Annotated in this window: 16 protein-coding genes; 8 read left to right on the plus strand and 8 right to left on the minus strand. The window is 75.3% G+C overall.

Annotated elements, in window-relative coordinates; genetic code table 11:
- Positions 1-658: 658 nt before the first annotated feature.
- Positions 659-1,585: an EamA family transporter gene (locus AC5K6T_RS13515; protein WP_493208745.1), complete on the minus strand. Its 927-nt coding sequence runs from the start codon at positions 1,583-1,585 to the stop codon at positions 659-661.
- Between the two features lie 512 nt (positions 1,586-2,097).
- Between AC5K6T_RS13515 and AC5K6T_RS13520 the strand changes: the two genes are divergently transcribed.
- From AC5K6T_RS13520 to AC5K6T_RS13530, 3 genes are all read left to right on the plus strand, one after another.
- The gene (locus AC5K6T_RS13520) at positions 2,098-2,985 is read left to right on the plus strand and encodes an aminoglycoside phosphotransferase family protein (RefSeq protein WP_493208747.1); all 888 of its coding nucleotides are present in this window, start codon (positions 2,098-2,100) and stop codon (positions 2,983-2,985) included.
- Positions 2,986-3,199: 214 nt separating this feature from the next.
- Positions 3,200-3,589 carry a DUF4440 domain-containing protein gene (locus tag AC5K6T_RS13525; RefSeq protein WP_493208748.1) on the plus strand — a complete coding sequence of 130 codons (390 nt, stop codon included), beginning with the start codon at positions 3,200-3,202 and terminating at the stop codon, positions 3,587-3,589.
- A gap of 249 nt (positions 3,590-3,838) precedes the next feature.
- Positions 3,839-5,920 carry a galactose-binding domain-containing protein gene (locus AC5K6T_RS13530; RefSeq protein ID WP_493208749.1) on the plus strand — a complete coding sequence of 694 codons (2,082 nt, stop codon included), beginning with the start codon at positions 3,839-3,841 and terminating at the stop codon, positions 5,918-5,920.
- Between the two features lie 20 nt (positions 5,921-5,940).
- Here AC5K6T_RS13530 and AC5K6T_RS13535 read toward each other — a convergent pair whose 3' ends face one another.
- On the minus strand, positions 5,941-9,315 hold the full coding sequence (locus AC5K6T_RS13535; RefSeq protein WP_493208750.1) for a pyruvate carboxylase: 3,375 nt from the start codon (positions 9,313-9,315) through the stop codon (positions 5,941-5,943).
- 211 nt (positions 9,316-9,526) lie between these two features.
- Between AC5K6T_RS13535 and AC5K6T_RS13540 the strand changes: the two genes are divergently transcribed.
- Together AC5K6T_RS13540 and AC5K6T_RS13545 are read left to right on the plus strand one after the other, a co-directional pair.
- On the plus strand, positions 9,527-11,224 hold the full coding sequence (locus AC5K6T_RS13540) for a serine/threonine-protein kinase (protein WP_493208751.1): 1,698 nt from the start codon (positions 9,527-9,529) through the stop codon (positions 11,222-11,224).
- On the plus strand, positions 11,221-12,369 hold the full coding sequence (locus AC5K6T_RS13545; protein WP_493208752.1) for a hypothetical protein: 1,149 nt from the start codon (positions 11,221-11,223) through the stop codon (positions 12,367-12,369). The genes AC5K6T_RS13540 and AC5K6T_RS13545 overlap by 4 nt, the downstream gene beginning before the upstream one ends.
- A gap of 49 nt (positions 12,370-12,418) precedes the next feature.
- Here the strand turns inward: AC5K6T_RS13545 and AC5K6T_RS13550 are convergent, their stop codons facing one another.
- Positions 12,419-12,706, minus strand: a complete 288-nt coding sequence (locus tag AC5K6T_RS13550; RefSeq protein ID WP_493208753.1) for a hypothetical protein — start codon at positions 12,704-12,706, stop codon at positions 12,419-12,421.
- A 98-nt stretch (positions 12,707-12,804) separates the two neighbouring features.
- Between AC5K6T_RS13550 and argG the strand changes: the two genes are divergently transcribed.
- Entirely contained in the window at positions 12,805-14,250 is a 1,446-nt protein-coding gene (gene argG, locus AC5K6T_RS13555; protein WP_493209348.1) for an argininosuccinate synthase, read from the plus strand.
- A gap of 144 nt (positions 14,251-14,394) precedes the next feature.
- Here argG and AC5K6T_RS13560 read toward each other — a convergent pair whose 3' ends face one another.
- The 3 genes from AC5K6T_RS13560 to AC5K6T_RS13570 all read right to left on the minus strand — a co-directional run bounded on the left by AC5K6T_RS13560 (position 14,395) and on the right by AC5K6T_RS13570 (position 17,420).
- Positions 14,395-15,762 (minus strand): carbohydrate-binding protein, encoded by a 1,368-nt coding sequence (locus AC5K6T_RS13560; protein ID WP_493208754.1) that lies wholly within the window; start codon positions 15,760-15,762, stop codon positions 14,395-14,397.
- A gap of 95 nt (positions 15,763-15,857) precedes the next feature.
- Positions 15,858-16,814, minus strand: a complete 957-nt coding sequence (locus tag AC5K6T_RS13565; RefSeq protein ID WP_493208755.1) for a LysR family transcriptional regulator — start codon at positions 16,812-16,814, stop codon at positions 15,858-15,860.
- A gap of 93 nt (positions 16,815-16,907) precedes the next feature.
- Positions 16,908-17,420, minus strand: coding sequence for a GNAT family N-acetyltransferase (locus tag AC5K6T_RS13570; RefSeq protein ID WP_493208756.1), 513 nt, complete (start codon positions 17,418-17,420; stop codon positions 16,908-16,910).
- A gap of 347 nt (positions 17,421-17,767) precedes the next feature.
- Here AC5K6T_RS13570 and AC5K6T_RS13575 point away from each other — a divergent pair, with 347 nt between their 5' ends.
- On the plus strand, positions 17,768-18,343 hold the full coding sequence (locus AC5K6T_RS13575) for a DM13 domain-containing protein (protein ID WP_493208757.1): 576 nt from the start codon (positions 17,768-17,770) through the stop codon (positions 18,341-18,343).
- 134 nt (positions 18,344-18,477) lie between these two features.
- A complete protein-coding gene (locus AC5K6T_RS13580) occupies positions 18,478-19,782 on the plus strand; it encodes a flavin-containing monooxygenase (protein WP_493208758.1) in 1,305 nt (434 codons plus the stop codon).
- 179 nt (positions 19,783-19,961) lie between these two features.
- On the opposite strand, the gene AC5K6T_RS13585 is transcribed toward AC5K6T_RS13580, so the two are convergent.
- Entirely contained in the window at positions 19,962-21,092 is a 1,131-nt protein-coding gene (locus tag AC5K6T_RS13585) for a tryptophan dimethylallyltransferase family protein (protein ID WP_493208759.1), read from the minus strand.
- 381 nt (positions 21,093-21,473) lie between these two features.
- Entirely contained in the window at positions 21,474-22,823 is a 1,350-nt protein-coding gene (locus AC5K6T_RS13590; protein ID WP_493208760.1) for a cytochrome P450, read from the minus strand.
- Between the last annotated feature and the right edge of the window lie 2 nt (positions 22,824-22,825).

Raw genomic sequence — 22,825 nt, forward strand, 5'->3', positions numbered from 1 at the left:
CCCTCGCCCCGCCCGCCCGGGGTGTCCGGGCAGGTCGTCGCCACTCTAGGGCGTGTTTCGAAAGTCCCGCCTGCCTGGCGGCGTCTGGCACGCACGCTCGCCGCGTTGTCGGGCTCGCCCCGATACATCCAGTATCGGGGCGACCCTCCGCCTTGCGATCGCACGCACCAGACGCCGCCAGGCCTGCCCTTCGGGCAGACGACGCTACTTTCGAAACACGCCCTGGTGCCGCGGCAGGCGACGGTTGCCCGTCGAGGAGCGGCGTCCGGCGCGTGCTCCCGGCGGGCCGGCCGGACGCCCCGTACGGGACGTGCCCGGGCTTGCGGACGGTGCGGCGCGAGTGCGTGCCGCGCGTCGCGACGGGGCGCATGTCGCCTGCCGCGGCACCAGGGCGTGCCGCCGGCGGCCCGTCGCGCCCGCGACGCCCGGCACGGCGCCTCGCCGCGCCGCGCCGCGCCGACGGACCGTCCGTGGAGGCCGGGTGCGTGAGCGCGGACGACCCCGCTGCCTCGCGAGGCGGCGCCCCGGAGTCACGGGCCCCGCCCCGGGCGGACGACCCTCCCGCCGAGGCGCCCCCGGGCCGGCCGCCCCGGGATCCGGCCCCGCAGCGCCGCGGGGTTCCCCGCACCCGGCGAGGGGTGCGGGGAACCGTGCCCGGTCAGTGCCGGCGGCCGCCCGCCGGGACGGCGAGCAGGACCAGCGCGCCCGCCAGTACGGCCAGGCCGCACCACGAGAGCGGGCTCAGGCGCTCTCCGAGCACGCCGACGCCCAGTACCGCGGCGACGGCCGGCTCGGCGAGGGTCAGGGACGTCGCCACCGACACCGGGGTGCGGCGCAGACCGTGACCGAACAGGCGGTACGCCACGCACACGGTGAACACGGCGAGATAGCCTGCCGTGCCCGCCCCGCGCCGGTCGGCGAGCCAGGCCGTGCCGGTGGACAGCACGAGCGGGACGACGAGCAGCCCCGCCGCGCCGAACAGGACGCCCAGCACCGCGTCCGAGGCGTGGCCGCGCGCGATGAGTGCGCCGCCGACCAGCGCGTAGACGGCGTACGACAGTCCCGCGCACGCGGCGAGGCCCAGACCCGCCGCGTCCGCCGACGTGCCGCCCCCGGTCAGGGCCGGGCCCAGGACCAGCAGGGCGCAGCCGAGGACGGCGGCGGCCGTGGCGGCGGTCCAGCGTGCGGTCGGCCGGGCCCGGCCGGTGGCCCAGGCCAGCAGCCCGGCGAACACGGGCGCGCCGCCCAGCGCGATCACCGTGGCCACGGCCACGCCGGAACGGGCCACCGCCGGATAGAAGGTGACCGGATATCCGGCCACGGCCACCGCACCGAGAGCGAGCAGGCGCCGCTCACCCCGGGTGCAGCGGCGGGGCAGCGAACGCGCCCCGCGAGAGGTGAGGAACAGCAGCAGGCCGCCGAGGGCGAGTCCGGCGCTGCCGATCGCCGCGGCGGGCGCGTCGGCCGGAGCCAGGGAACTCACGGTTCCGGTCGTGCCCCACAGCACGGACGCGAGGAGGATCGGGGCGGGTCCGCCGAGGAGCCGGTGGCGGGAGGCGTGCGCGGCGGTGCGCGTCGGGCGCACGCCGGTCGTGACAGAGGTGCGGTTCGGCACAGTCGTGGTCTTCCGTCGTCGAAGGCGTCAGAGGAATCGATCCGCGACGAGCGCACGACGACCGCCCCGGGCCGCCCTCGGAGGGCCGGCCGGGGCACGGAGGGGTTCTTCCGCCGGAGTCCGCGCGCCCGTCAGGTGCGGGGCGGCGGCGGAAGGACGACGTGCCAGTGGGTGTTCACGCCGAGATGATAGCCACCCCGGAGCGGCCGAGGGGCGGCCACGGCCCGGAGCGGGCCGGCCCGGCCGGCTGCGCATCCGGGGTTCGGTCCTCTGGCCGTCCCGAGGACGGGCCGGGGCCGGTCCGGAGACCCTCTCACCACCGCGTCCGCGGAAAGGACTTGACGCCGCCGGGGCGGCCGGGTCGGATGAACCCCCGTGAACACAGCGAACCGGCCGGGAACACGAGGACCGCGGAGAGCCCCTTGAACCCGGAGAGACCGGAGAGACCGGAAGCAGGGGAAGCAGGGGAAGCCGCCGTACCCATGCACCCCGGCCAGTTCCCCGTCGACGACGACCTCGTACAAAGGCTCGTGGCCGGCCGGTTTCCGGGATGGGCCGGCCTGCCGGTCGAGCGCGTCCCGTCCGGCGGGACCGTCAACGCGATGTACCGGCTGGGCGACGGCATGGCCGTCCGGCTGCCGCTGACGGCGGGCGGCGTCCCGGACGTGGAGCGGGAGCAGACGTGGCTCCCCCGGCTCGGGCCGGTGCTGCCCGTGGCCGTGCCCGAGGTGCTGGGAGCGGGACGGCCCGCCGAGGGCTATCCCTGGCCGTGGTCGGTCCACCGCTGGCTCGCCGGGGAGCCTCCGCGGGCCGGAGCCCTCGACGAGCCGCTCGCCCTCGCGGCGGACCTGGCGGGGTTCGTGGCGGCCCTGCGCGCGGTCCGCCTGCCGGGCGCGCCGCGCGCGCACCGGGGCGGTCCGCTCGCCGGGCTGGACCGGGAGACCCGGGCGGCCGTCGGGCGGCTCCGCGGTCTGCCCGAGGAGGGCGTCGACTGCGACGCCGTGTCCGCGGTCTGGGCGGAGGCGCTGGGCGGCCCCGCCTGGGAGGGCCCGCCGGTGTGGCTGCACGCGGATCTGATGCCGGGCAACGTCCTCGTCGCCGGCGGCCGGCTCACCGCGGTGATCGACTTCGGCTGCGCGGGCGCCGGCGACCCGGCCTGCGACCTGATTCCGGCGTGGAACCTGCTCCCGGCGCACGCCCGCGGCACCTTCCGCGACGCCCTCGGCGTCGACGACGCCACCTGGCGGCGCGGCCGGGCCCGTGCCCTGTCGCAGGCGCTGATCGCCCTGCCGTACTACCGGAACACGAACCCGGCGATGGCCGCGGGCGCCCGCCATGTCATCCGGGCCGTGCTGGACGAGGTGCGCTGACCGCAGGTCCCCGCCCCGTCGCCCCGTCGCCCCGTCGCTGCGCCGCCCCGTCGCTGCGCCGCGCCGTCGCGTCGCGCCGCGCCGTCACCGTGCCGCCCCGTCGCCGCGTCACGACTGGTCCGCGCGCGCGGCGGTGTGGGGGGGACCGGCGGTGGCCCGCCGGACGCCGCGGCCGCCTTTCCGGCGCCACGCCGGGCGTGATACTCCTCGACGGATGACGTCCGCGCAGCCCGCCCGGGGCACCGACGATCCGCAGGTGGCCGAGGCGATGGCCGCCGAGTACGAGACGCTCTCCCCGGCGTGCCGGGCGGACGCCGGCCGGCTGAGGAGCTTCCTCGCGCCGGACTTCCACGAGTTCGGTGCCTCGGGCGGGGAGATCCGCTTCGAGGGGACCGCGGAGCGGGTGGCCGCGTACACCGATCCCGACGGCGACCCCATCGAGGTCGAGCGGATGTGGGGCGTGCGGCTGGCCGACGGGCTGGTGATGCTCAAGTACACGGCGCACATCGAGGGCCGGAGCTCCCACCGGACCTCCCTGTGGCGCCGGGTCGGGCCGGCCCGCTGGCAGATGTTCCACAACCAGGGCACGCCCACGGGCCGTTGACCGCGCTCCCGGACCACGGCCCGGACGCCGAGCGCCCGCGGGGGAGGCGCCGCCACGCCCCCACGTCGTCCCGAACCGCTCCCCGTGCCGCTTCCCGAACCGCTCCCGGGGCCGCTCCCCGTGCCGCTCCGGGGCCGGGTGCGTGGGCCCGCCCCGGTGCAGGGCGGGCCGGCCCGCCCTGCCGGGTGCCGCACGAGTATTGACTCCCCAGGGTCCCCTCGCGATCCTCGTCGGTAACTTTCACTGGGCATGACAAAAGTCATCTTCCGATCGGGGGACGTCGCCATGCTTCGACGCCCGTACACCGTCGTCGTCTCGCTCCTGCTGCTCGTGCTGGCCATGGCCCTGGGCCCGGCGCCCGGCTCCGCCGCCGCGGCCGAGGCGTGGTGGGACCCGGTCGCCCGGCCCGCCCCGGACTCGGGGATCGGCGTCACCGGCGAACCCTTCCGCGGCACCGACGCGCAGGGCGACGTGCGCGGCTTCGTCGACGCCCACGACCACCTGTTCTCCAACGAGGCGTTCGGCGGACGCCTCATCTGCGGCAAGGTGTTCTCCGAGGCGGGCGTCGCCGACGCGCTCAAGGACTGCCCCGAGCACTACCCCGACGGCACGCTGGCCGTCTTCGACTTCATCACCAACGGCGGCGACGGCCGCCACGACCCCGTCGGCTGGCCCACCTTCAAGGACTGGCCCGCCCACGACTCGCGCACCCACCAGCAGAACTACTACGCGTGGATCGAGCGGGCCTGGCGCGGCGGACAGCGCGTGCTCGTCAACGACCTCGTCACCAACGGGGTGATCTGCTCGGTCTACTTCTTCAAGGACCGCTCCTGCGACGAGATGACCTCCATCCGCCTCCAGGCGAAACTGACCTACGACCTCCAGGCGTACATCGACCGGATGTACGGCGGCCCCGGCAAGGGCTGGTTCCGGGTCGTCACCGACACCGCGCAGGCCCGGCAGGTGATCGAACAGGGCAGACTCGCCGTCGTCCTGGGCGTGGAGACCTCCGAGCCGTTCGGCTGCAAGCAGATCCTCGACGTGCCGCAGTGCAGCAAGGCGGACATCGACAAGGGCCTCGACGAGCTGTACGCCCTCGGTGTGCGCAGCATGTTCCTCTGCCACAAGTTCGACAACGCCCTGTGCGGCGTCCGCTTCGACTCGGGCACGCTCGGAACGGCCATCAACGTGGGCCAGTTCCTCTCCACCGGCACCTTCTGGCGCACCGAGAAGTGCACCGGCCCCCAGCACGACAACCCCATCGGCCTGGCCGCGTCGGCGGCCGAGCAGAAGCTCCCGGCGGGCGTCGAGGTGCCCGCCTACGACAGCGATGCCCGGTGCAACGTGCGCGGGCTCACCGACCTCGGCGAGTACGCCGTACGCGGCATGATGCAGCGCAAGATGATGGTCGAGATCGACCACATGAGCGTCAAGGCCGCCGGGCGGGTCCTGGACCTGTTCGACTCCGCCTCCTACCCGGGCGTGCTCTCCTCCCACAGCTGGATGGACCTCAACTGGACCGAGCGCGTCTACGGTCTCGGCGGCTTCATCGCCCAGTACATGCACGGTTCGGGAAGCTTCACCGCGGAGGCGCGCCGGACCGAGGCGCTGCGCGACAAGTACGGCGTCGGCTACGGCTATGGCACCGACATGAACGGCGTCGGCGGCTGGCCCGGCCCGCGCGGCGCCGACGCCCCCCACCCGGTGACGTACCCCTTCCGCAGCACCGACGGCGGCTCCGTCATCGACCGGCAGACCGCCGGTGAGCGCACCTGGGACCTGAACACCGACGGGGCCGCGCACTACGGGCTCGTACCGGACTGGATCGAGGACATCCGGGTGACCGGCGGACAGGACGTGGTCGACGACCTGTTCCGGGGCGCCGAGTCCTATCTGCGCACCTGGGGCGCCACCGAACGGCACCAGGCCCTGGCCGACCTCGCCGCGGGCGCCGGCGCGACCGCCAGCTCCACCGAGTGGTGGAACCCCTTCACCAGCTATGCGCCCGGCCGGGCCGTGGACGGCCGCCGTGACACCCGGTGGGCCAGCGTCTGGAGCGACGCGCAGTGGCTGCGCCTGGACCTCGGCGCCACCCACCGGGTCGGCAGGGTCACCCTCGACTGGGAGCGTGCCTACGGCCGTGCGTACCGCATCGAGCTCTCCACGGACGGCACCGACTGGCGCACCGTGTGGTCCACGACCTCCGGGGACGGCGGCCTCGACACCGCACGCTTCGCCGGAACGCCGGCCCGCTACGTCCGCCTGCAGTTCCTCGACCGGGGCACGGACTGGGGGTACTCGCTGTACGAGGTGAGCGTCCACAGCGACTGACGGTCCGCCCCGGCCGCACCTCAGCCGATCTCCACCAGCAGGTCGCCGCCCTCCACCTGCTGCACCCGGTTCACCGCGAGCCGGGTCACCCGGCCCGCCCGGGGCGCGGTGATGGACGCCTCCATCTTCATCGCCTCGATGGTGGCCAGCGTGGCCCCCGCCGCCACCTCGTCGCCCTCGCCGACCACGACCGTCACCACCCCCGCGAACGGCGCCGGGACATGCCCCGGGTTGCCCCGGTCGGCCTTCTCCGTCACGGGGACGTCGGAGGCGGCGGCCCGGTCGCGGACCTGGATCGGGCGCAACTGGCCGTTCAGCGTGGACATCACCGTGCGCATCCCGCGCTCGTCGGCCTCGCCGACGGCCTGCAGCTCGATCAGCAGCCGCACACCGGGCTCCAGGTCGATGGCGTACTCCTGGCCCGGCCGCAGCCCGTAGAAGTAGTCCTTGCTGTCGAGCACGCTGGTGTCGCCGAACGCCTGCCGGTGCGTGTCGAACTCCCGCGTCGGGCCCGGGAAGAGCAGCCGGTTCAGCGTCGCCCGCGGCTCCTTCTCCAGCCCCTCGCGGTCCTCCGCGCCCAGCTCCGTCGCCGGCCCGGCCTCCGCGCGGCCCCGCAGCGCCCTGCTGCGGAACGGCTCGGGCCAGCCGCCGGGCGGGGTGCCCAGCTCACCGCGGAGGAAGCCCACCACCGAGTCCGGGATGTCGAACCGGGACGGCTCCGCCTCGAAGTCCGCCGGGTCCACCCCGGCACCCACCAGGTGCAGCGCCAGGTCGCCCACCACCTTCGACGACGGCGTGACCTTCACCAGACGGCCCAGCATCCGGTCGGCGGCCGCGTACATCGCCTCGATCTGCTCGAACCGGTCGCCCAGCCCCAGCGCGACCGCCTGCGTGCGCAGGTTGGACAGCTGCCCGCCGGGGATCTCGTGGTGGTAGACGCGGCCGGTCGGCGCCGACAGGCCCGCCTCGAACGGCGCGTAGACGTGCCGGACGCTCTCCCAGTACGGCTCCAGGTCGCACACCGCGGCCAGGTCCAGGCCGGTCGTCCGCTCGGAGTGGTCCGTCGCGGCCACGATCGACGACAGCGACGGCTGCGAGGTGGTGCCCGCCAGCGACGCCACCGCCCCGTCCACCGCGTCCGCGCCCGCCCGCACCGCCGCCAGATAGGTGGCCAGCTGCCCGCCCGCGGTGTCGTGCGTGTGCACGTGCACCGGCAGCCCGAACTCCCGGCGCAGCGCCGACACCAGCGTCGCCGCGGCCGGCGCGCGCAGCAGCCCCGCCATGTCCTTCACGGCCAGCACGTGCGCGCCCGCCTCGACGATCCGCTCCGCCAGCCGCAGGTAGTAGTCCAGCGTGTACAGCCGCTCGGCCGGGTCCGACAGGTCCGCGGTGTAGCACAGCGCCACCTCCGCGACCGCCGTGCCGGTCTCCCGCACGGCGTCGATCGCGGGGCGCATCTGGTCCACGTCGTTGAGCGCGTCGAAGATGCGGAAGATGTCGATGCCGGTGGCGGCGGCCTCCCGGACGAACGCGTCGGTCACCTCCGTCGGATACGGCGTGTAGCCGACGGTGTTGCGGCCGCGCAGCAGCATCTGCAGGCAGATGTTCGGCACCGCCTCGCGCAGCGCGGCCAGCCGCTCCCACGGGTCCTCCGCGAGGAACCGCAGCGCCACGTCGTACGTCGCACCGCCCCAGCACTCCAGCGACAGCAGCTGCGGCAGCGTACGCGCCACCACCGGGGCCACCGTCAGCATGTCCCTGGTGCGCACCCGGGTCGCCAGCAGCGACTGGTGCGCGTCGCGGAACGTGGTGTCGGTGACGCCGAGAGAGGGCGAGTCGCGCAGCCAGCTCGCGAAGCCCTGCGGGCCCAGCTCGGCCAGCCGCTGCCGGGAACCGGCCGGCGGCTCGCCCGCGGGCAGCGGCGGCAGCTTGCCCGCCGGGTCGGCCAGCACGGGCCGCTCACCGTGCGGCTTGTTCACCGTCACGTCCGCCAGATAGGTCAGCAGCTTGGTGCCGCGGTCCGCGGAGTGCCGCGAGGTCAGCAGGTGCGGGCGCTGCTCGATGAACGAGGTGGTGACCCGGCCCGCCTGGAAGTCCGGGTCGTCCAGCACCGCCTGCAGGAACGGGATGTTCGTGGCCACGCCGCGGATACGGAACTCGGCCACCGCCCGCCGCGCCCGGTTCACGGCCGTGGTGAAGTCCCGGCCCCGGCAGGAGAGCTTCACCAGCATCGAGTCGAAGTGCGCGCTGATCTCCGAACCGGCGTGCGTCGTCCCGCCGTCCAGCCGGATGCCGGAGCCGCCGGGGGAGCGGTAGGCGCTGATCCGGCCGGTGTCGGGGCGGAAGCCGTTCGCCGGGTCCTCGGTGGTGATCCGGCACTGCAGGGCCGCACCGCGCAGGGTGATGTTCTCCTGCGCGAGACCGAGGTCGGCCAGGGTCTCCCCGGCGGCGATCCGCAGCTGCGCCTGCACCAGGTCGACGTCCGTGACCTCCTCGGTCACCGTGTGCTCGACCTGGATCCGCGGGTTCATCTCGATGAAGACGTGCCTGCCGTCCGGGTCCACGAGGAACTCCACCGTGCCCGCGTTGCGGTAGCCGATCTGCCGCGCGAACCGCACCGCGTCCGCGCAGATCCGGTCCCTGAGCTCCGGGTCGAGGCCGGGTGCGGGCGCCAGCTCGATCACCTTCTGGTGGCGCCGCTGCACCGAGCAGTCGCGCTCGAACAGGTGGATGACGTCGCCGTTCCCGTCCGCGAGGATCTGCACCTCGATGTGCCGGGGGTCGACGACCGCCTTCTCCAGGAACACCGTCGCGTCACCGAACGCGGAGGCCGCCTCCCGCGACGCCGCCTCGACCGCCTCGCGCAGCTGGTCCGGCTGCTCCACCCGGCGCATGCCGCGCCCGCCGCCGCCCGCGACGGCCTTCACGAACACCGGGAAGCCGATCTCCCCGGCCGCACGCACCAACTCGTCGACGTCCGTGGAGGGCGCCGACGAACCCAGCACCGGCACTCCGGCCGCCCGCGCCGCAGCCACCGCCCTCGCCTTGTTGCCCGTCAGCTCCAGGATCTCCGCGTCCGGCCCGACGAAGGCGATGCCCGCCTCCCGGCACGCCCGCGCCAGCTCGGGGTTCTCGGAGAGGAAGCCGTAGCCCGGGTACACGGCGTCGGCGCCTGCGCGCCGGGCGGCGCCGACGATCTCCTCCACCGAGAGGTACGCCCGCACCGGGTGCCCCGGTTCGCCGATCTCGTAGGCCTCGTCGGCCTTCAACCGGTGCAGCGAGTTGCGGTCCTCGTGCGGGAAGACGGCAACCGTCCGCGCCCCCAGCTCGTAGCCGGCGCGGAACGCGCGAATCGCGATCTCGCCACGGTTGGCGACCAGCACCTTGCGGAACATTCTCGATCCCTTCAGCCTGCCGGTGAGGAGCCCATGGTGTCGGCCCCACCGCCCCGACGCCATGTGACCCGGCCCACTGGCACCATTCCTGACACACGCCTGAACGGACCCTGTCCACCGCAACCGCGATGGCCGAAAATGTGTCTCAGAACGCGTGCCCGCCGTACAGGAACCTATGCGGTGGCCGCGGTCACGGCCTGGGGGGTCGGAGATGAGTGTGTGGACGGTGCCCGGATACGCCGAGTCGCAGGAACTCGGGTCGGGGGCGAGCGGGCGGGTCGTGATGGCCGTGCACCGCGACAGCGGCCTGCCGGTGGCGGTGAAGTACCTCAGCGACTCGCTGCGCACCCGGCCCGGCTTCGTGCGCGACTTCCGCGCCGAGGCGCGCCTGCTCGGCGGACTCGACAGCCCGCACGTGGCCGGCCTGTACGAGTACGTGGAGAGCCCCGACGGCGCCGCCATCGTGATGGAGCTGGTCGAGGGGGTCTCGCTGCGCGCCCTGCTGGCCCGTCGGGGTCCGCTCGGACCGGAGGCCGCGCTCACCGTCCTCAAGGGCTCCCTGCTGGGCCTGGCCGACGCCCACCGGCTCGGCGTGGTGCACCGCGACTACAAGCCCGAGAACGTGCTCGTCACCCCGGACGGTGTCTCCCGCCTGGTCGACTTCGGCATCGCGGTGGACTCCGGCATCAGCGCGGGCATCGCGGGCACGCCCTCCTACATGGCCCCGGAGCAGTGGACCGGCGCCCCGGCCTCTCCGGCGGCCGACGTGTACGCGGCCACCGCCACGTTCTTCGAGTGTCTGACCCGCCGCAAGCCCTATGCGGGCGACAACCTCGCCGAACTGGCGGTGCGGCACACGGACGCGCCGATCCCGGCCGAGGAGGTGCCCGAGCCGGTCCGGGGTCTGGTCCGGCGCGGCCTGGCCAAGGAGCCGGCCGGGCGTCCGGCGACCGCCGAGGACTTCGTCCGCGAGCTGGAGGCGGCCGCGGGCGCCGCCTACGGGCCCGACTGGGAGGAGCGGGGACGGGGCCGGCTCGCCGCCCTCGTGGCGCTGCTGCCCCTGCTGCTGCCCTCGGCGCGCCCGGCGCCGCGCACCGCGGTGGACACCGCGCGCACGGTCCTGGCCCCGGCACCGGTCCGCGGCGGGCTCCGCCCGTGGCTGCCGGACCGTACGGGCCTGCTCGTGTCGGGGGCGCTCGTGGTGCTCGCCGTGCTGCTCGCCCTCGGTGTCCGGTCCGCACAGGGCGGGGGGCCGGGTGAGGCGGCGGCCCAGGCGCTGGCGACCACGAGCACCGGGCCGGGCACGGCGGAGCCGCCCGCCGCGGCGGAGACCGCGGCGGAGACCGGGACCGCCACGCCCACCGCCACGGCGAGCGGCTCCGCCTCCCCGAGCGCGTCCGCCGACGAGCCGCCCGCCCCACCGGACACGCCGTCGGCCACCCCCTCGGACCCGGCCGTCCCGCCGGACCCGGCCACGGACCCGGCGACCCCGGCCGAGGGGACCCCGCCGAGCGGTGCCACACCTCCGCCGGGCGGCGGCACCGGGTCGCCCGTCACGACCCCGCCGCCGGTCTCCCCGCGGCCCGTGGCGGTCAAGGACGTACGGGTGGCGGAGTTCCGGCAGACCGGCCCGGCCACCGCGACGGCCACCTTCACCGTCACCACCGACGGAACCGGTCCGGTGTCCGTCACCGTGTCCTGGTCCACGAGCGCCGCGGCCGGTCCCGGAGTCCCGGACAGCGGCCGTGACACCTTCACCCGCAGCGGCGCCACCAGCTACAAGGTGACCGCCGAGCACACCTTCACCGGGAAGGGCTGCTACTGGGCCGTGCAGGCCGCCACCGATCCGGCCGCGGCCGGCGGGCCCGCCTCGCAGCAGCTGCTGACCCGGCAGTGTGACCTCCGGTGAGCGCCCCGGAGAACCCCGCCGAGCGCGCCGACCCGGCCGGGCTCGCCGGCCGGGCGCCCGAGCCGCGGGACGCCGTGCCCGCCGCCGACGACGGCCCCGCGACCGACGGCCCGGCCCAGGACGGCCCCGCGACCGGCCGTCCCACGACCGGCCGTCCCACGACCGACGGGCCCGCGCACGAGGACCGCGGGTACGACGACCCCGAGTACAGCGCCACCGTCCTGGCCAGCCACTGGATCCAGCGCCCCGGGCCCGAGGACGACGACCCCGGGCCAGGCGGGGCGGACGCCGGCCCGGAGGACGCCGTGCCGGCCTGGCCGGAGACCGGCCCGGACGGCGCCGTGCCGACGCTCCTGGACACCGGCCCGGAACCGGCCGTGCCGGCCTGGCCGGAGACCGGCCTGGAGGGCGCCGTGCCGACGCTCCTGGACACTGGCCCGGACGGCGCCGTGCCGACGCTCCTGGACACCGGCCCGGAACCGGCCGTGCCGGCCCGCCGCGACGAGGGGCCGGACGGCACGCCGCCGGCCCGCCCCGACGCCGGGCCCGGCGGACCCGCGGTGACGCTGCGGGAAGCCGCGCCGGACGGCGCGGCTGTGACGCGGCGGGAGACCGGGCCGGGGGACGGCGGCGAGGTCCGCCCGGACCGGCGGGAGGGCACGGTGCTGCGGTTCGGCCCCGGGGTCACCGCGGTGCTCGCCCACCGCACCCACCGCCCGCCGCCGCTCCCGGCCCCGCCACCCGCCCCACCGCGCCGCCGACTGCGCCGGTACACGCTGCCGGTGCTGGTCTTCGCGTGCGTGCTGGCGTTCCTGGCCTGGCAGCGGCTCGGCCCGCAGGTCGCGGTGCGCGCGGTGGCGGTGACCGCCGAACCGGCGGTGCTGGGCTGTGGCCGGACGGCGCTGGTGACCGCCCGCGTCACCACCGACGGCCGGCCGGGCACCCTCACCTACCGCTGGGTGCGCAGCGACGGCACGTCCTCCCCTGTGCTGCGCGAGCGTCTGGAGCGCGGCAGGCGGCTGGCGGAGCTGCGGCTGCGGTGGACCTTCGAGGGCCGGGGCCGCTACGAGGCCCGTGCCGAAGTGCACCTCCTCACGCCCGCCCGGCACACGGCGGGCACCCGGCTGACGTACGCCTGCCCGTGAGCCGCGGCGCCCCGGCCGGGTGCGGTGCCGGGGCGCCGGGCGGCGGGCCTCAGTCCGTCGGACCGCCCTGCTCCGAGCGGCGTACGGCCTGCTGCACATCGCCCTCGACCTGGTTGCGGGCGGTGCCCTGCTCCTTGGCGTACTCGGTGACGGCGTGCTGGACGTCGCGGGCCAGCTCCCGCCAGGCACGCCAGGCGGTCTCGTAGATCTCGGTCTGATGACCGGGCCACGACTGCTGCGCGGGCGGTCCGTACCGGTCGCGCAGCTTCTCCACGCGCGCCTGCGCCTGGTCGGCCGCGCGCTGCTTCTCGATCAGCTCTTCGAACGTGTGCGCCACTTTGTGATCGTAAGGAGCCGCGGCCGATCCCGCGCGGCGGCCTCCGAGAGGTTTGCGTGAGGTTTGCATGATCATGCATAACCATGCATACTCTTCCTATGTCCAAGGTCCTCACTTCCCTTCCGGCCGGCGAGCGCGTCGGTATCGCCTTCTCCGGCGGCCTCGACACCTCGGTCGCCGTCGCGTGGATGCGCGACAAGGGTGCCGTCCCCTGCACCTACACCGCCGACATCGGCCAGTACGACGAGCCCGACATCGCGTCGGTGCCGGGCCGCGCGAAGACCTACGGGGCCGAGATCGCACGCCTGGTCGACTGCCGTGCGGCGCTGGTCGAGGAGGGCCTTGCCGCCCTGGCCTGCGGGGCGTTCCACATCCGCTCCGGCGGCCGCGCGTACTTCAACACCACGCCGCTCGGCCGCGCCGTCACCGGCACCCTGCTGGTGCGGGCGATGCTGGAGGACGACGTGCAGATCTGGGGCGACGGCTCCACCTACAAGGGCAACGACATCGAGCGGTTCTACCGCTACGGGCTGCTCGCCAACCCGCACCTCAGGATCTACAAGCCGTGGCTGGACGCGGACTTCGTGACCGAGCTGGGCGGCCGCAGGGAGATGTCCCAGTGGCTGCTCGCCCACGAGCTGCCCTACCGCGACAGCCCGGAGAAGGCCTACTCCACCGACGCCAACATCTGGGGCGCCACCCACGAGGCCAAGACCCTGGAGCACCTGGACACCGGCGTCGAGACCGTCCAGCCCATCATGGGCGTGCGGTTCTGGGACCCGTCGGTCGAGATCGCCCCCGAGGACGTGACGATCGGCTTCGAGCAGGGCCGGCCGGTGACGATCAACGGCAAGGAGTTCGCCACCCCGGTCGATCTCGTCCTGGAGGCCAACGCCGTCGGCGGCCGGCACGGACTGGGCATGTCCGACCAGATCGAGAACCGGATCATCGAGGCCAAGAGCCGCGGCATCTACGAGGCCCCGGGTATGGCCCTGCTGCACGCCGCCTACGAGCGCCTGGTCAACGCGATCCACAACGAGGACACCCTCGCCACGTACCACAGCGAGGGCCGTCGCCTGGGCCGCCTGATGTACGAGGGCCGCTGGCTGGACCCGCAGGCCCTGATGATCCGGGAGTCGCTCCAGCGCTGGGTCGGCGCGGGCGTCACGGGTGAGGTGACGCTGCGGCTGCGGCGCGGCGAGGACTACTCGGTCCTGGACACGGCCGGCCCGGCCTTCAGCTACCACCCCGACAAGCTGTCGATGGAGCGGACCGAGGACTCCGCGTTCGGCCCGTCCGACCGCATCGGCCAGCTCACCATGCGCAACCTCGACATCGCCGACTCGCGGGCCCGGCTGGAGCAGTACGCGGGCCTCGGCCTGATCGGCACCGCGGGCCCGGCCGTCGGAGCCGCCCAGGCCGCTTCGACCGGTCTGATCGGCGCGATGCAGGAGGGCGGAGCCGAGGCGATCGCCTCCCGGGGCGAGGTCTCCGAGGAGGACGAGGTCCTGGACCGCGCGGCGATCGAGTCCGGAACGGACTGACCGCCCGCGCACGGGGACGCGTACGGGCGCCCGCCCGCGTCCCGGTGCGGTGCGGGCGGACACCCGCGGGAGGGGCCCGGCGGGTGCGGCACGCGGCGGGGCGGCCGGGCACCACGGGTGCCCGGCCGCCCTAGTGGGGTCAGCTCACAGGCGCTGCCACAGCGCCGGCACGATCGGCGGCTCCCAGCCCGTCTGCGCCTGGTGGCCCTGGATGCAGCGGTAGGTCGCCCCGCCGTACGTCACCGTGTCGCCCGCCCGGTAGACGGTGCCGGCCGCCCAGGTGCCGCCCGGGTCACCGGGGTCACCGGGGTCGCCCGGGTCGCCGGGGCCGCTGCCGGCGGTCTTCAGGGTCAGGCCGTACGACTGGAGGATCGGGTTGACCGGCTGGAAGAACGTGGTCCCGCCGGACGTGCAGTTGCCCGACCCGCCCGAGGTGACACCCTGCGCCTGGCTGCCGGAGATGTAGGAGCCGCCCGAGTCGCCCGGCTCGGCGCACACCGTCGTCCGGGTGACACCGCTGATCGTGCCCTCCGGGTAGGTGACGCTCGTGTTGTGCTGCTGGATCGTGCCGCAGTGCCAGCCGGTGGTCGAACCGGAGCGGCACACCGAGGAGCCCACGGCGGCCTGGGCGGACCCGGCGACCTGGACCGAGGAGCCGTTGACGTTCGGCGTCGCCGTCCAGTTGCCGTTGGTGGCCACCCACGCCATGTCGTTGCCCGGGAACACCGACGCCTGGAAGGTGCCCTGCGCGACCCGGTTGGAGCCGCTGGTGGTGTTGCCCGCCCGGCCGCAGTGGCCGGCCGTGGCGAAGCCCTGCTGGGTGCCGCGGGTCACCGGGAAGCCGATCGAGCAGCGGCTGCTGCTGCCGATGTAGTACGCGTCACCGCCGCGCAGGTCGTACAGCGGACGCGGCCGCAGGGACGAGACGTCGATCCGGGCGAGCGCGGCGTCGACGCCCGCGGCGCGGAGGACCCGGCGGCCGGCGTCGGCCCGCACCGCCTGCACCACCAGCGCGTTGGTGCGCACGTCGACGTACCAGACGGGGGTGTCGGCGGTGCTGTGCCGGGCCGCGTAGCGGTCCAGGCGGGCCTTGGCCGCGTCCAGGGCGGACAGGGAGCGGCGCACCACGGTGGCGTCGGCGCCCTGCGCCTCGATGGCGGCCACGTCGGCGGCGTCCGCCGTCGCCACGGTCAGGCGTGCGGAGTCCGCGCCGCGCACCCAGGCGCCGGCGAAGTCCGCGCCGAGCGCGGCCCGCAGCCGGCCCGCGGTGGCGCCGGCCTCGGCCTCGTTGACGAGCCGGCGCTCGGCCTGGGCGCGGTCCAGGCCGAGGTCGCGCTGCATGGCGCGGAGCAGGGCGGGCGGGGCGTCCGCGGTCCGCAGGGTGTCGGCCGCGGACCGCACCTCGGCGGCGGGTCCGGCGCCCGCGCTCGCGGTGCCGCTGAGCCCGGCCACGAGCAGGGCACCGGCCGCCGCGGTGGCGGCGCACAGGGCCCTGGCATGTCGTCGGAGCATGGGGAGGTCTCCTCGGATTCGGGTGGGGAAGTGCCGAAACCGTAAGGAGCGCCCGACCGTCCGCAGAAGACGTCGGCCGACCCCCTGCCCCGGTGTTATGGAAGGTGCTCGCCGTGCGCCGCACGCCAGTTGGCGTAGCTGACGCTGCGTGCGGCCGCTCCCGCGTGTGCCGCGCGGGCCTGGGCCAGCACCGTCGCCGCCAGCTCCGGGCGCCGGGTGGCCGGACACCAGCCCAGCAGGTGCCGCCAGCGCAGGGGCGTGCCCGCGAGCGGGCGGGTGGTGATGCCCGGCGTCGGCGGGAAGGTGGCCCGGCACAGCCCCACCGCCCGGCCCACCTCCACCAGGTGGACACACGAGGCGGTGTCCGTCTCGTACATGCGGCGCGGGGCGAACCCGGCCCGCGTGCAGGCCGCGGTGAAGCAGTCCCCGAAGCAGCCGTCGCCGGGCACGCACGCCCACTCCTCGCCGGCCAGCTCGGCCAGTTCGAGCTCCTCGCGGCCCCGGCCCGACCGGTGGCCCTCGGCGAGCATCACGAACACCGGGTCCACCGCGATCTCCTGCCACACCAGCTGCGGCCCGCCCGGCGGGGGAGCCGACCCGCAGGTGCCGGCCAGGGCGAAGTCCAGCCGCCCCTCGGCGAGCTGCCGCGCCAGCTCCCGCTCCGACCAGGACGCGCACGTGGTCACCGTGGCGTCCGGTACCGCGTCCGCCAGCCGGTCCACCAGCCCGCCCAGCAGCGGGCCGTGCGTGCCGCCCAGGCGCAACCGCCGGCTCTCGCGCCGCGTCCGGACGAACTGGGCTGCCTCGTGCTGGAGTTCGCTCACCGCCGGCAGCACGATCCGGGTGCGCTCCAGCACCAGCTCACCGAGCTCGGTCGCCCGCACCCCGTGCCGTCCGCGCTCGAAGAGCTCCCCGCCCAGCGCGCGTTCGATCCGCCGCAACTGCGCGCTGAGTGCGGGCTGGGCGAGGCCGAGGACCGATGCGGCCCTGGTGAGGCTGCCCGCCTCGGCGATCGTCCGGATGGTCTTCAGATGGCGCAACTCCAGCTCCATGCTGGGAGCTTGCGCGGCGGAGGCGACAACGGCAAGGGGTTGGTACGGACCATACGGGGCGGGTGCGGCGGCCGCGCCGTGCCCGCGCGGCCCTCAGCGCACCAGCTCCGCGGCCAGCAGGTCCATGAGCAGGCCGTCGTGCCAGGTCCCGTCGGCGCCGCGCTCGTACTGGCGCAGCACGCCGACCGGCCGGAAGCCCACCTTGGTGTAGCAGCGGATCGCCGGGGCGTTGTCGGCCGCCGGGTCGATCACCAGGCGGTGGTAGCCCCGGTCGTCCACGAGATGGCGGGCCAGGGTGCGGACCGCGTCGGTGCCCAGGCCCCGGCCGTGCACGGCCGGGTCGAGGAACAGGTCGATGCCGGCGTGCCGGTAGTCGGGCTCCTCCTCCGCGTACCACTGGATCATTCCGACGATCCGCCCTCCGGCCTCGACGGTCAGGGTCCGGGTGGCGGGATCGGCCAGGTCCTCCGCGACCTCGGCCGCGAGGTCCGGGCCGCCGCGCCAGCGGGCGCGCACCTCGGGGGTGGCCCGGATCGCCGCCAGGTCCGGCACGTCCGCGGGGACGGAGGGACGCAGGACGACGCGGGTGCCGCGCAGCACGCTCATGCCCCGGACCCTACCGGCCGGTCCGGCCGGCGGGGCGTACGGACCGTTGGTCCGGGCCGGGCCGGCCGTCCGTGCCGGGCCGGTGGGACGGGCGGCCGGCCCGGAAGGGCCCGTCCGTGCCGGACCGTGGCGGAGCATCCCAGGCCGGACGGCCTGCCCCGGGACGGCCTGCCCCGGGACGGGCCGGCAGCGGGGCAGGCCGTCCCGGCGCCGCCGGCCCGCCGCTGGTTACCGGAGTCTTACGAAGCGGCGGCGGCGCTGTCGTCCGGGCGCGGGACCGTGTTGGCTGGTCTCTCGAAGGGGGCGGCCGGCACGGTCGCTCCGTCCGGTCGAGCAGGAGGTCCCTGGTGTCCCGCGTGTCCCGCCGTATCGCCGTCCCGATCGCCCTGGTGGCGGCGGTCGCCGTCGCCCTCGGGCTGTATCTCTTCCAGCCCTGGAAGGCGTTCACCGACACCCGGGTCGACGAGGCGCTGCCGGCCGCCGCGGCCCCGGCGGCCGCCCCGACGGCCGACGCCGCCGGGCCGGCCGGCGAGCGGTCCCCGCAGCCGGACGCCTCCCCCCGGGAGGGCGCGCCCGCCGGGGACCTCGCCCGGGGCAGCTTCGTCACGCACGAGCACGACACGACGGGAACGGCCCGCACCGTGCGGCTCGCCGACGGCGGCCAGCTGCTGCGGCTGGAGGACCTCGACACCTCCGACGGTCCGGACGTGCGGGTCTACCTCTCGCCCCGCGGCGCCGACGCGGTCGAGTCGGGCCTCGGCGACGGGGCGGTCGAACTCGGCCGGCTCAAGGGCAACCTGGGCAACCAGAACTACACCGTGCCGGCCGGCACCGACCTGTCGCGGTTCCGCAGCGCGGTGCTCTGGTGCGAGCGCTTCTCGGTGTCGTTCGGGGCCGCCGACCTGACCCCCGTCGCGAGCTGACCCCGCGCGTCCGGGCGCGGCGACCCGCGGCGCGGACCGCGTCGGTGCCCGGGCCCCGGCGGCCGGTGTCGCAGATCACCGTGTGAGGGTGCTGGCGGCCGGGCAGGGATCCTGCCTGCGGACCATCGACACCTGTGGGGGACCTCTTGAGCGTGTGTGTGATCGGCGCGGGCTTGTCGGGGCTGGCGGCCGCACACGCCCTCGCGGTACGGGGCATCGACCACGTCTGCCTGGAGAAGGCGCCCGACGTGGGCGGCATCTGGCGCCAGCCGCAGGCGGGGGAGCGCGGTCCGGGATACCTGGCCCTGCACCTCAACTCCGTCAAGGACCTGACCGGTTACGCCGCCCGTCCGATGCCGGAGTCGTACCCGCTCTACCCCCGCCACAGCGAGATGGCCGCCTATCTGAGGTCGTTCGCCGAGTGGGCCGGGCTGTACCGGACGACGGAGCTGAACACCGAGGTGCTGTCGGTGCGTCAGGCGCCCGACGGGCTGTGGACGGTGGTGAGCCGGGACGCCGGGGGAACCGCGCGGACACGGACGTTCACGCAGGTCGTCGTCGCCTCGGGGCATCACACGCTGCCGCGCCTGCCGGACCCGCTGCCGCCCGGCGCGGACTCCTTCGGCGGCAAGATCCTGCACGCGCTCGACTACCACGACGGCCGGGACTTCGACGGGCAGCGGGTGGTCGTGGTGGGACTCGGCGCGTCGGCCGTCGACATCGCCGCCGACCTCTCCCGGCACGCGGCCCGCACCGTGCTCTCGGTCCGCCGGGGCCTGCACATCCTGCCGAAGCAGCTGTACGGGGTGGCGCTGGACCACATCGCGCACGCTCCCTGGTGGACCCGGATGTCGCTGCCCGAGCAGCGGCGGTTCCTGGAGCAGGCGCTGCTGGTCGCGCGGGGCCGGCTGACCGACTACGGCCTTCCCGAGCCCGACCATCCGGTGTTCGCCTCGGCCGTGACCATCTCCGACGACATCCTCAGCCGGATCCGGCACGGCGGGGTGACGCCCCGGACGGCGATCGCGTCGCTGTCCGGGAACGAGGTCCGCTTCGCCGACGGCAGCACCGAGGAGGCGGACGCGATCGTCTACTGCACGGGCTACCGCATGGCCTTCCCCTTCCTCCCGGCCGGCGGGCCGACCGGGTCGCACGGCTCGGTGGAGCTGTACAAGCGGGTCGCCGACCCCGCCCGGCCCGGCCTCTACCACGTCGGTCTGGTCCGGCCGGTGGGGACCATCACCCGGCTGCTGGAGGCGCAGAGCGACTGGGTCGCCCGCATCGTGACGGGTGAGGTGACGCTGCCGTCCGCCGACGCGATGCGGGGAGAGATCGCCGCCCATCTCCGCGTCGTCGCCGAGCGGTACGGCCAGAGCGAGGGAGCCTCCCTCCAGGTCGACGTGGTGCCGTACCTGCGGCAACTGGCCGCGGACGACTGAGGGCGGTCGGGGACGGCCCACCAGGGGCGGCGGCCCGCGGCGGCCGGCGAGGCCTCGGGACGGACGAGGACGACGGCGGACGGCTCAGGACCGCCGAGCGCGGACGGGGCCGTCCCGCGGGCCGGTACGCAGGGTGCGGGCGGCGCCCGCCGCACCCTGGTGGACGTGCTCCTGACAGTTCAGGAACCGGGTGGAGTCCGCTGGCCGGGCACGCCGGACGCGGCGAGCGGAGGCCGCACCGCGTACGCCTCCGACGACAGGTAGACCGTCACCCGCGGGGGTCTGCCGTGCTGGTGGGCCAGCGCGAGATACGCGATGAGGCCCACGCCGTCCTCGGGGCGCCGGCCGGTGACCGCGGGCAGCGCCCGCAGCAGCGGGCCGGGATCCGCGCCGTAACGGTTCAGCACGGTGACGGCGCGTTCCAGGGACTCCCCGTCGTGCCGGGCGTAGTCGCGCACCGGGACGTACAGGGTGAAGCCGTCGGGCGCGCCGGACCCGGCGTCGGTGAGGACGTGGCAGGTCTGGCCGGGCCGCCGGACCAGCCGCACCTCCTCGCCGGGCGCGCATCCCGCCGCGGTGCGGAAGAACTCCTCCAGTTCCGCCCGCTCCGGGCCCGGTGCCATCCGCGACAGCCCGGCCGCCTCCCGGGCCGACAGGTCCTGGTGGGCGAGGTAGACCTTGACCCGGGGAACCTCCCAGTCGCCGAGGTCCAGGGCGAAGAACAGATGCCGGCCGGACTCGGGCAGTGCCGCGAACGCGTCGCGGTGGCCGAGCCGTCGCAGCGCCTCCCGCACCGTCGCCGCGGCCCGTTCCGGCCCGGACGCGGCCGGGTTGAGGTAGATCTTGACCTTCGGGACACCGCCCGCGCGCAGTTCCAGCGCGCACCACAGCGCGAGCGGGCCCTCGGCGCGGGCCGGCAGGAAGAGGTCCGCCAGTTCGTCCAGCGGCCGGGTGCTGAAGCCCCAGCGCCGCCCCATGCCGCGTACCGCCTCCAGGCCCGCGCGGCCGCTCAGTGCCGTGCTGGGCGCCCCGCAGCCGGGCTCCAGCAGCACCCGCAGCTCGGGTGCCGAGCCCGCGGTGAACGACAGGGAGTACTCCACCGGCGTGTGGTCGTCGGAGAGGAAGCTGCGGTCCGGCGGCGGCTCGGTCAGCGACCGCCGGGCCACGGGGCCGAGGGCGTCGGTGAGGACCTGTGCGTAGCCGACGGCGTCGGCGGGCCGCAGTCCGGCGGTCTCGCACAGCCGCAGCAGCTGACGGGCCGTGAACTCGCCCAGGGCCGGAGCCTTCAGGGTGTTGCGGACGCCGGTCACCGGTGCCTCCGGCGGCCGGCGGGATGCCCGGCGGGGACCGGCGCGGCGGTGTGTGCGGCCCGCCGGGCGGCGGACGCCCCCGGCGGGGTGGTGGACGCTGCCGGCGGGGCGGCGCGCCCGTCCGGCGGGGCGGTGGACGCAAGAAGATACCCGCCGCTGGCGGCGGGTATCGTCCGCTGTCTGTCCGGGTGTCTGTCCGGGCCTGTCACGCGCTCGTGGTGCGCCGGCCGCCCGGGTGGTTCGGGGCGGTGGTGCAAAGCGCGGGTGGGTATGCGGTACACGGACCGTCCTTTGGCTGGAACCGTCACGGAAACGCGTTGATCAGTACCCGGGCGCTCGGAGCTTCATGCGACGGTGCGGGACGGACGGGTGTTGCGAGCGTCACCTCGCCAGCCAGTTGAGGAACGAGCTCCACAGGCCCGAGCGTTCGGGCTGCCGCTCGGCCCCGGCCTGCGGTGTCCGGTCGGCCGCGGCGGCCGGGCCCGGCGCGGCCGGCTGCCGTACGGGCCGGGTGGGGGTGAACCGGGCGGGCAGCGCGGCGAGGCCCCGGTTGAACGGCCCCGGACGCCACGTCAGGCTGTCCTCGGGCACGGCGAGTTCGATGTCCGGCAGCCGGTTGAGCAGGTGCTCGACGGCGGTGACGGTGATCTGCCGGGCGGTCTCCTTGGACGGGCAGGCGTGCGGTCCCGCGCTCCACGCCAGATGGGCCCGGTTGCTGCCGGCCGTGCGTGCGGCGGTCAGGGCGGGGCCGGTGTTGGCGGCCGCGAAGCTGACCAGCATGAGATCCCCGGCGTGCAGCTTCTCGCCGGCGAACTCCATGTCGGTGGCCGGATAGTGCGCGGCGAGGTTCTGCATCGGCGGGTTCTCCCACAGCGTGTCGTCGATCGCCTCGTCGATCAGACCGCCGCGGTGGGCGTACGCGTCGTGGGTGAGGAGCCGGTGCAGGGTGTTGCCGATCAGGTTGCGCAGCGGCTCGTTGCCGGCCACCAGCAGCAGCGCCAGCTGGTGCATCATCTCCTCGTCGGTGAGGGCCGACTGGTGCTGCATCAGCCAGGACGTGACGTCCTCGCCCGGCCGGGCCCGCTTGAGGGCGATGAGCTCGCCGATGGCACCGAACATCACCTCGGCCGCCTTCTCGGCGTTGACCCCGTCGAACATGCCGGTCGCGCCGAACAGCACCCGGTCGCCGATCTCGGCCGGGCAGCCGAAGAGTTCGTTGAAGACGAACAGCGGCAGCTGCTTGGCGTAGTCGCCCAGCAGGTCGACCGAGCCGCGTGCGGAGAACTGGCCGATCAGGTACTCGGCGACGCGCTCGGTGTTCTGGCTCAGCCTGCGGGTGTCGACCCGGGCCATGCTGTCGGTGACCGCCTGCCGCAGCCGCAGGTGCTCGGCGCCGTCGGTGAACATGCAGTTCTGCCGGTACGCCAGCACCGGCAGGACCGGGCTGTCGGGGCTGATCCGGCCCTCGACCAGGTCCCGCCACCGCCGGGAGTCCTTGCGGAAGGACCCGGAGTCCTGCAGCAGGTGCAGGGCGGTGGCGTAGTCGGTGACCAGGGTCGCCTCCACACCGGGCGCGATCTCGACCGGTGCGGTGGGCCCGTAGTGGCGCAGGTAGGCGTAGTAGGCCTGCGGGTCGGTGGCGAACTCCGGCCCGTACAGGGGGACTCGGCCGCCGGAGCCGTGCGCCGGGCACCCGGGCGGGGGCACGGGGGAGGAGGAAGGGTCGTCCATGT

The sequence above is a fragment of the Streptomyces sp. B8-7 genome, from assembly GCF_058833805.1.

Excerpts from the sequence above, each read along its gene's own strand:
- argG (WP_493209348.1), top strand. The coding sequence starts at position 12,805 with ATGTCCAAGGTCCTCACTTCCCTTCCGGCCGGCGAGCGCGTCGGTATC.
- AC5K6T_RS13560 (WP_493208754.1), bottom strand. The coding sequence starts at position 15,762 with ATGCTCCGACGACATGCCAGGGCCCTGTGCGCCGCCACCGCGGCGGCC.
- AC5K6T_RS13520 (WP_493208747.1), top strand. The coding sequence starts at position 2,098 with ATGCACCCCGGCCAGTTCCCCGTCGACGACGACCTCGTACAAAGGCTC.
- AC5K6T_RS13565 (WP_493208755.1), bottom strand. The coding sequence starts at position 16,814 with ATGGAGCTGGAGTTGCGCCATCTGAAGACCATCCGGACGATCGCCGAG.
- AC5K6T_RS13590 (WP_493208760.1), bottom strand. The coding sequence starts at position 22,823 with ATGGACGACCCTTCCTCCTCCCCCGTGCCCCCGCCCGGGTGCCCGGCG.
- AC5K6T_RS13535 (WP_493208750.1), bottom strand. The coding sequence starts at position 9,315 with ATGTTCCGCAAGGTGCTGGTCGCCAACCGTGGCGAGATCGCGATTCGC.
- AC5K6T_RS13525 (WP_493208748.1), top strand. The coding sequence starts at position 3,200 with ATGACGTCCGCGCAGCCCGCCCGGGGCACCGACGATCCGCAGGTGGCC.
- AC5K6T_RS13570 (WP_493208756.1), bottom strand. The coding sequence starts at position 17,420 with ATGAGCGTGCTGCGCGGCACCCGCGTCGTCCTGCGTCCCTCCGTCCCC.
- AC5K6T_RS13530 (WP_493208749.1), top strand. The coding sequence starts at position 3,839 with ATGACAAAAGTCATCTTCCGATCGGGGGACGTCGCCATGCTTCGACGC.
- AC5K6T_RS13540 (WP_493208751.1), top strand. The coding sequence starts at position 9,527 with ATGAGTGTGTGGACGGTGCCCGGATACGCCGAGTCGCAGGAACTCGGG.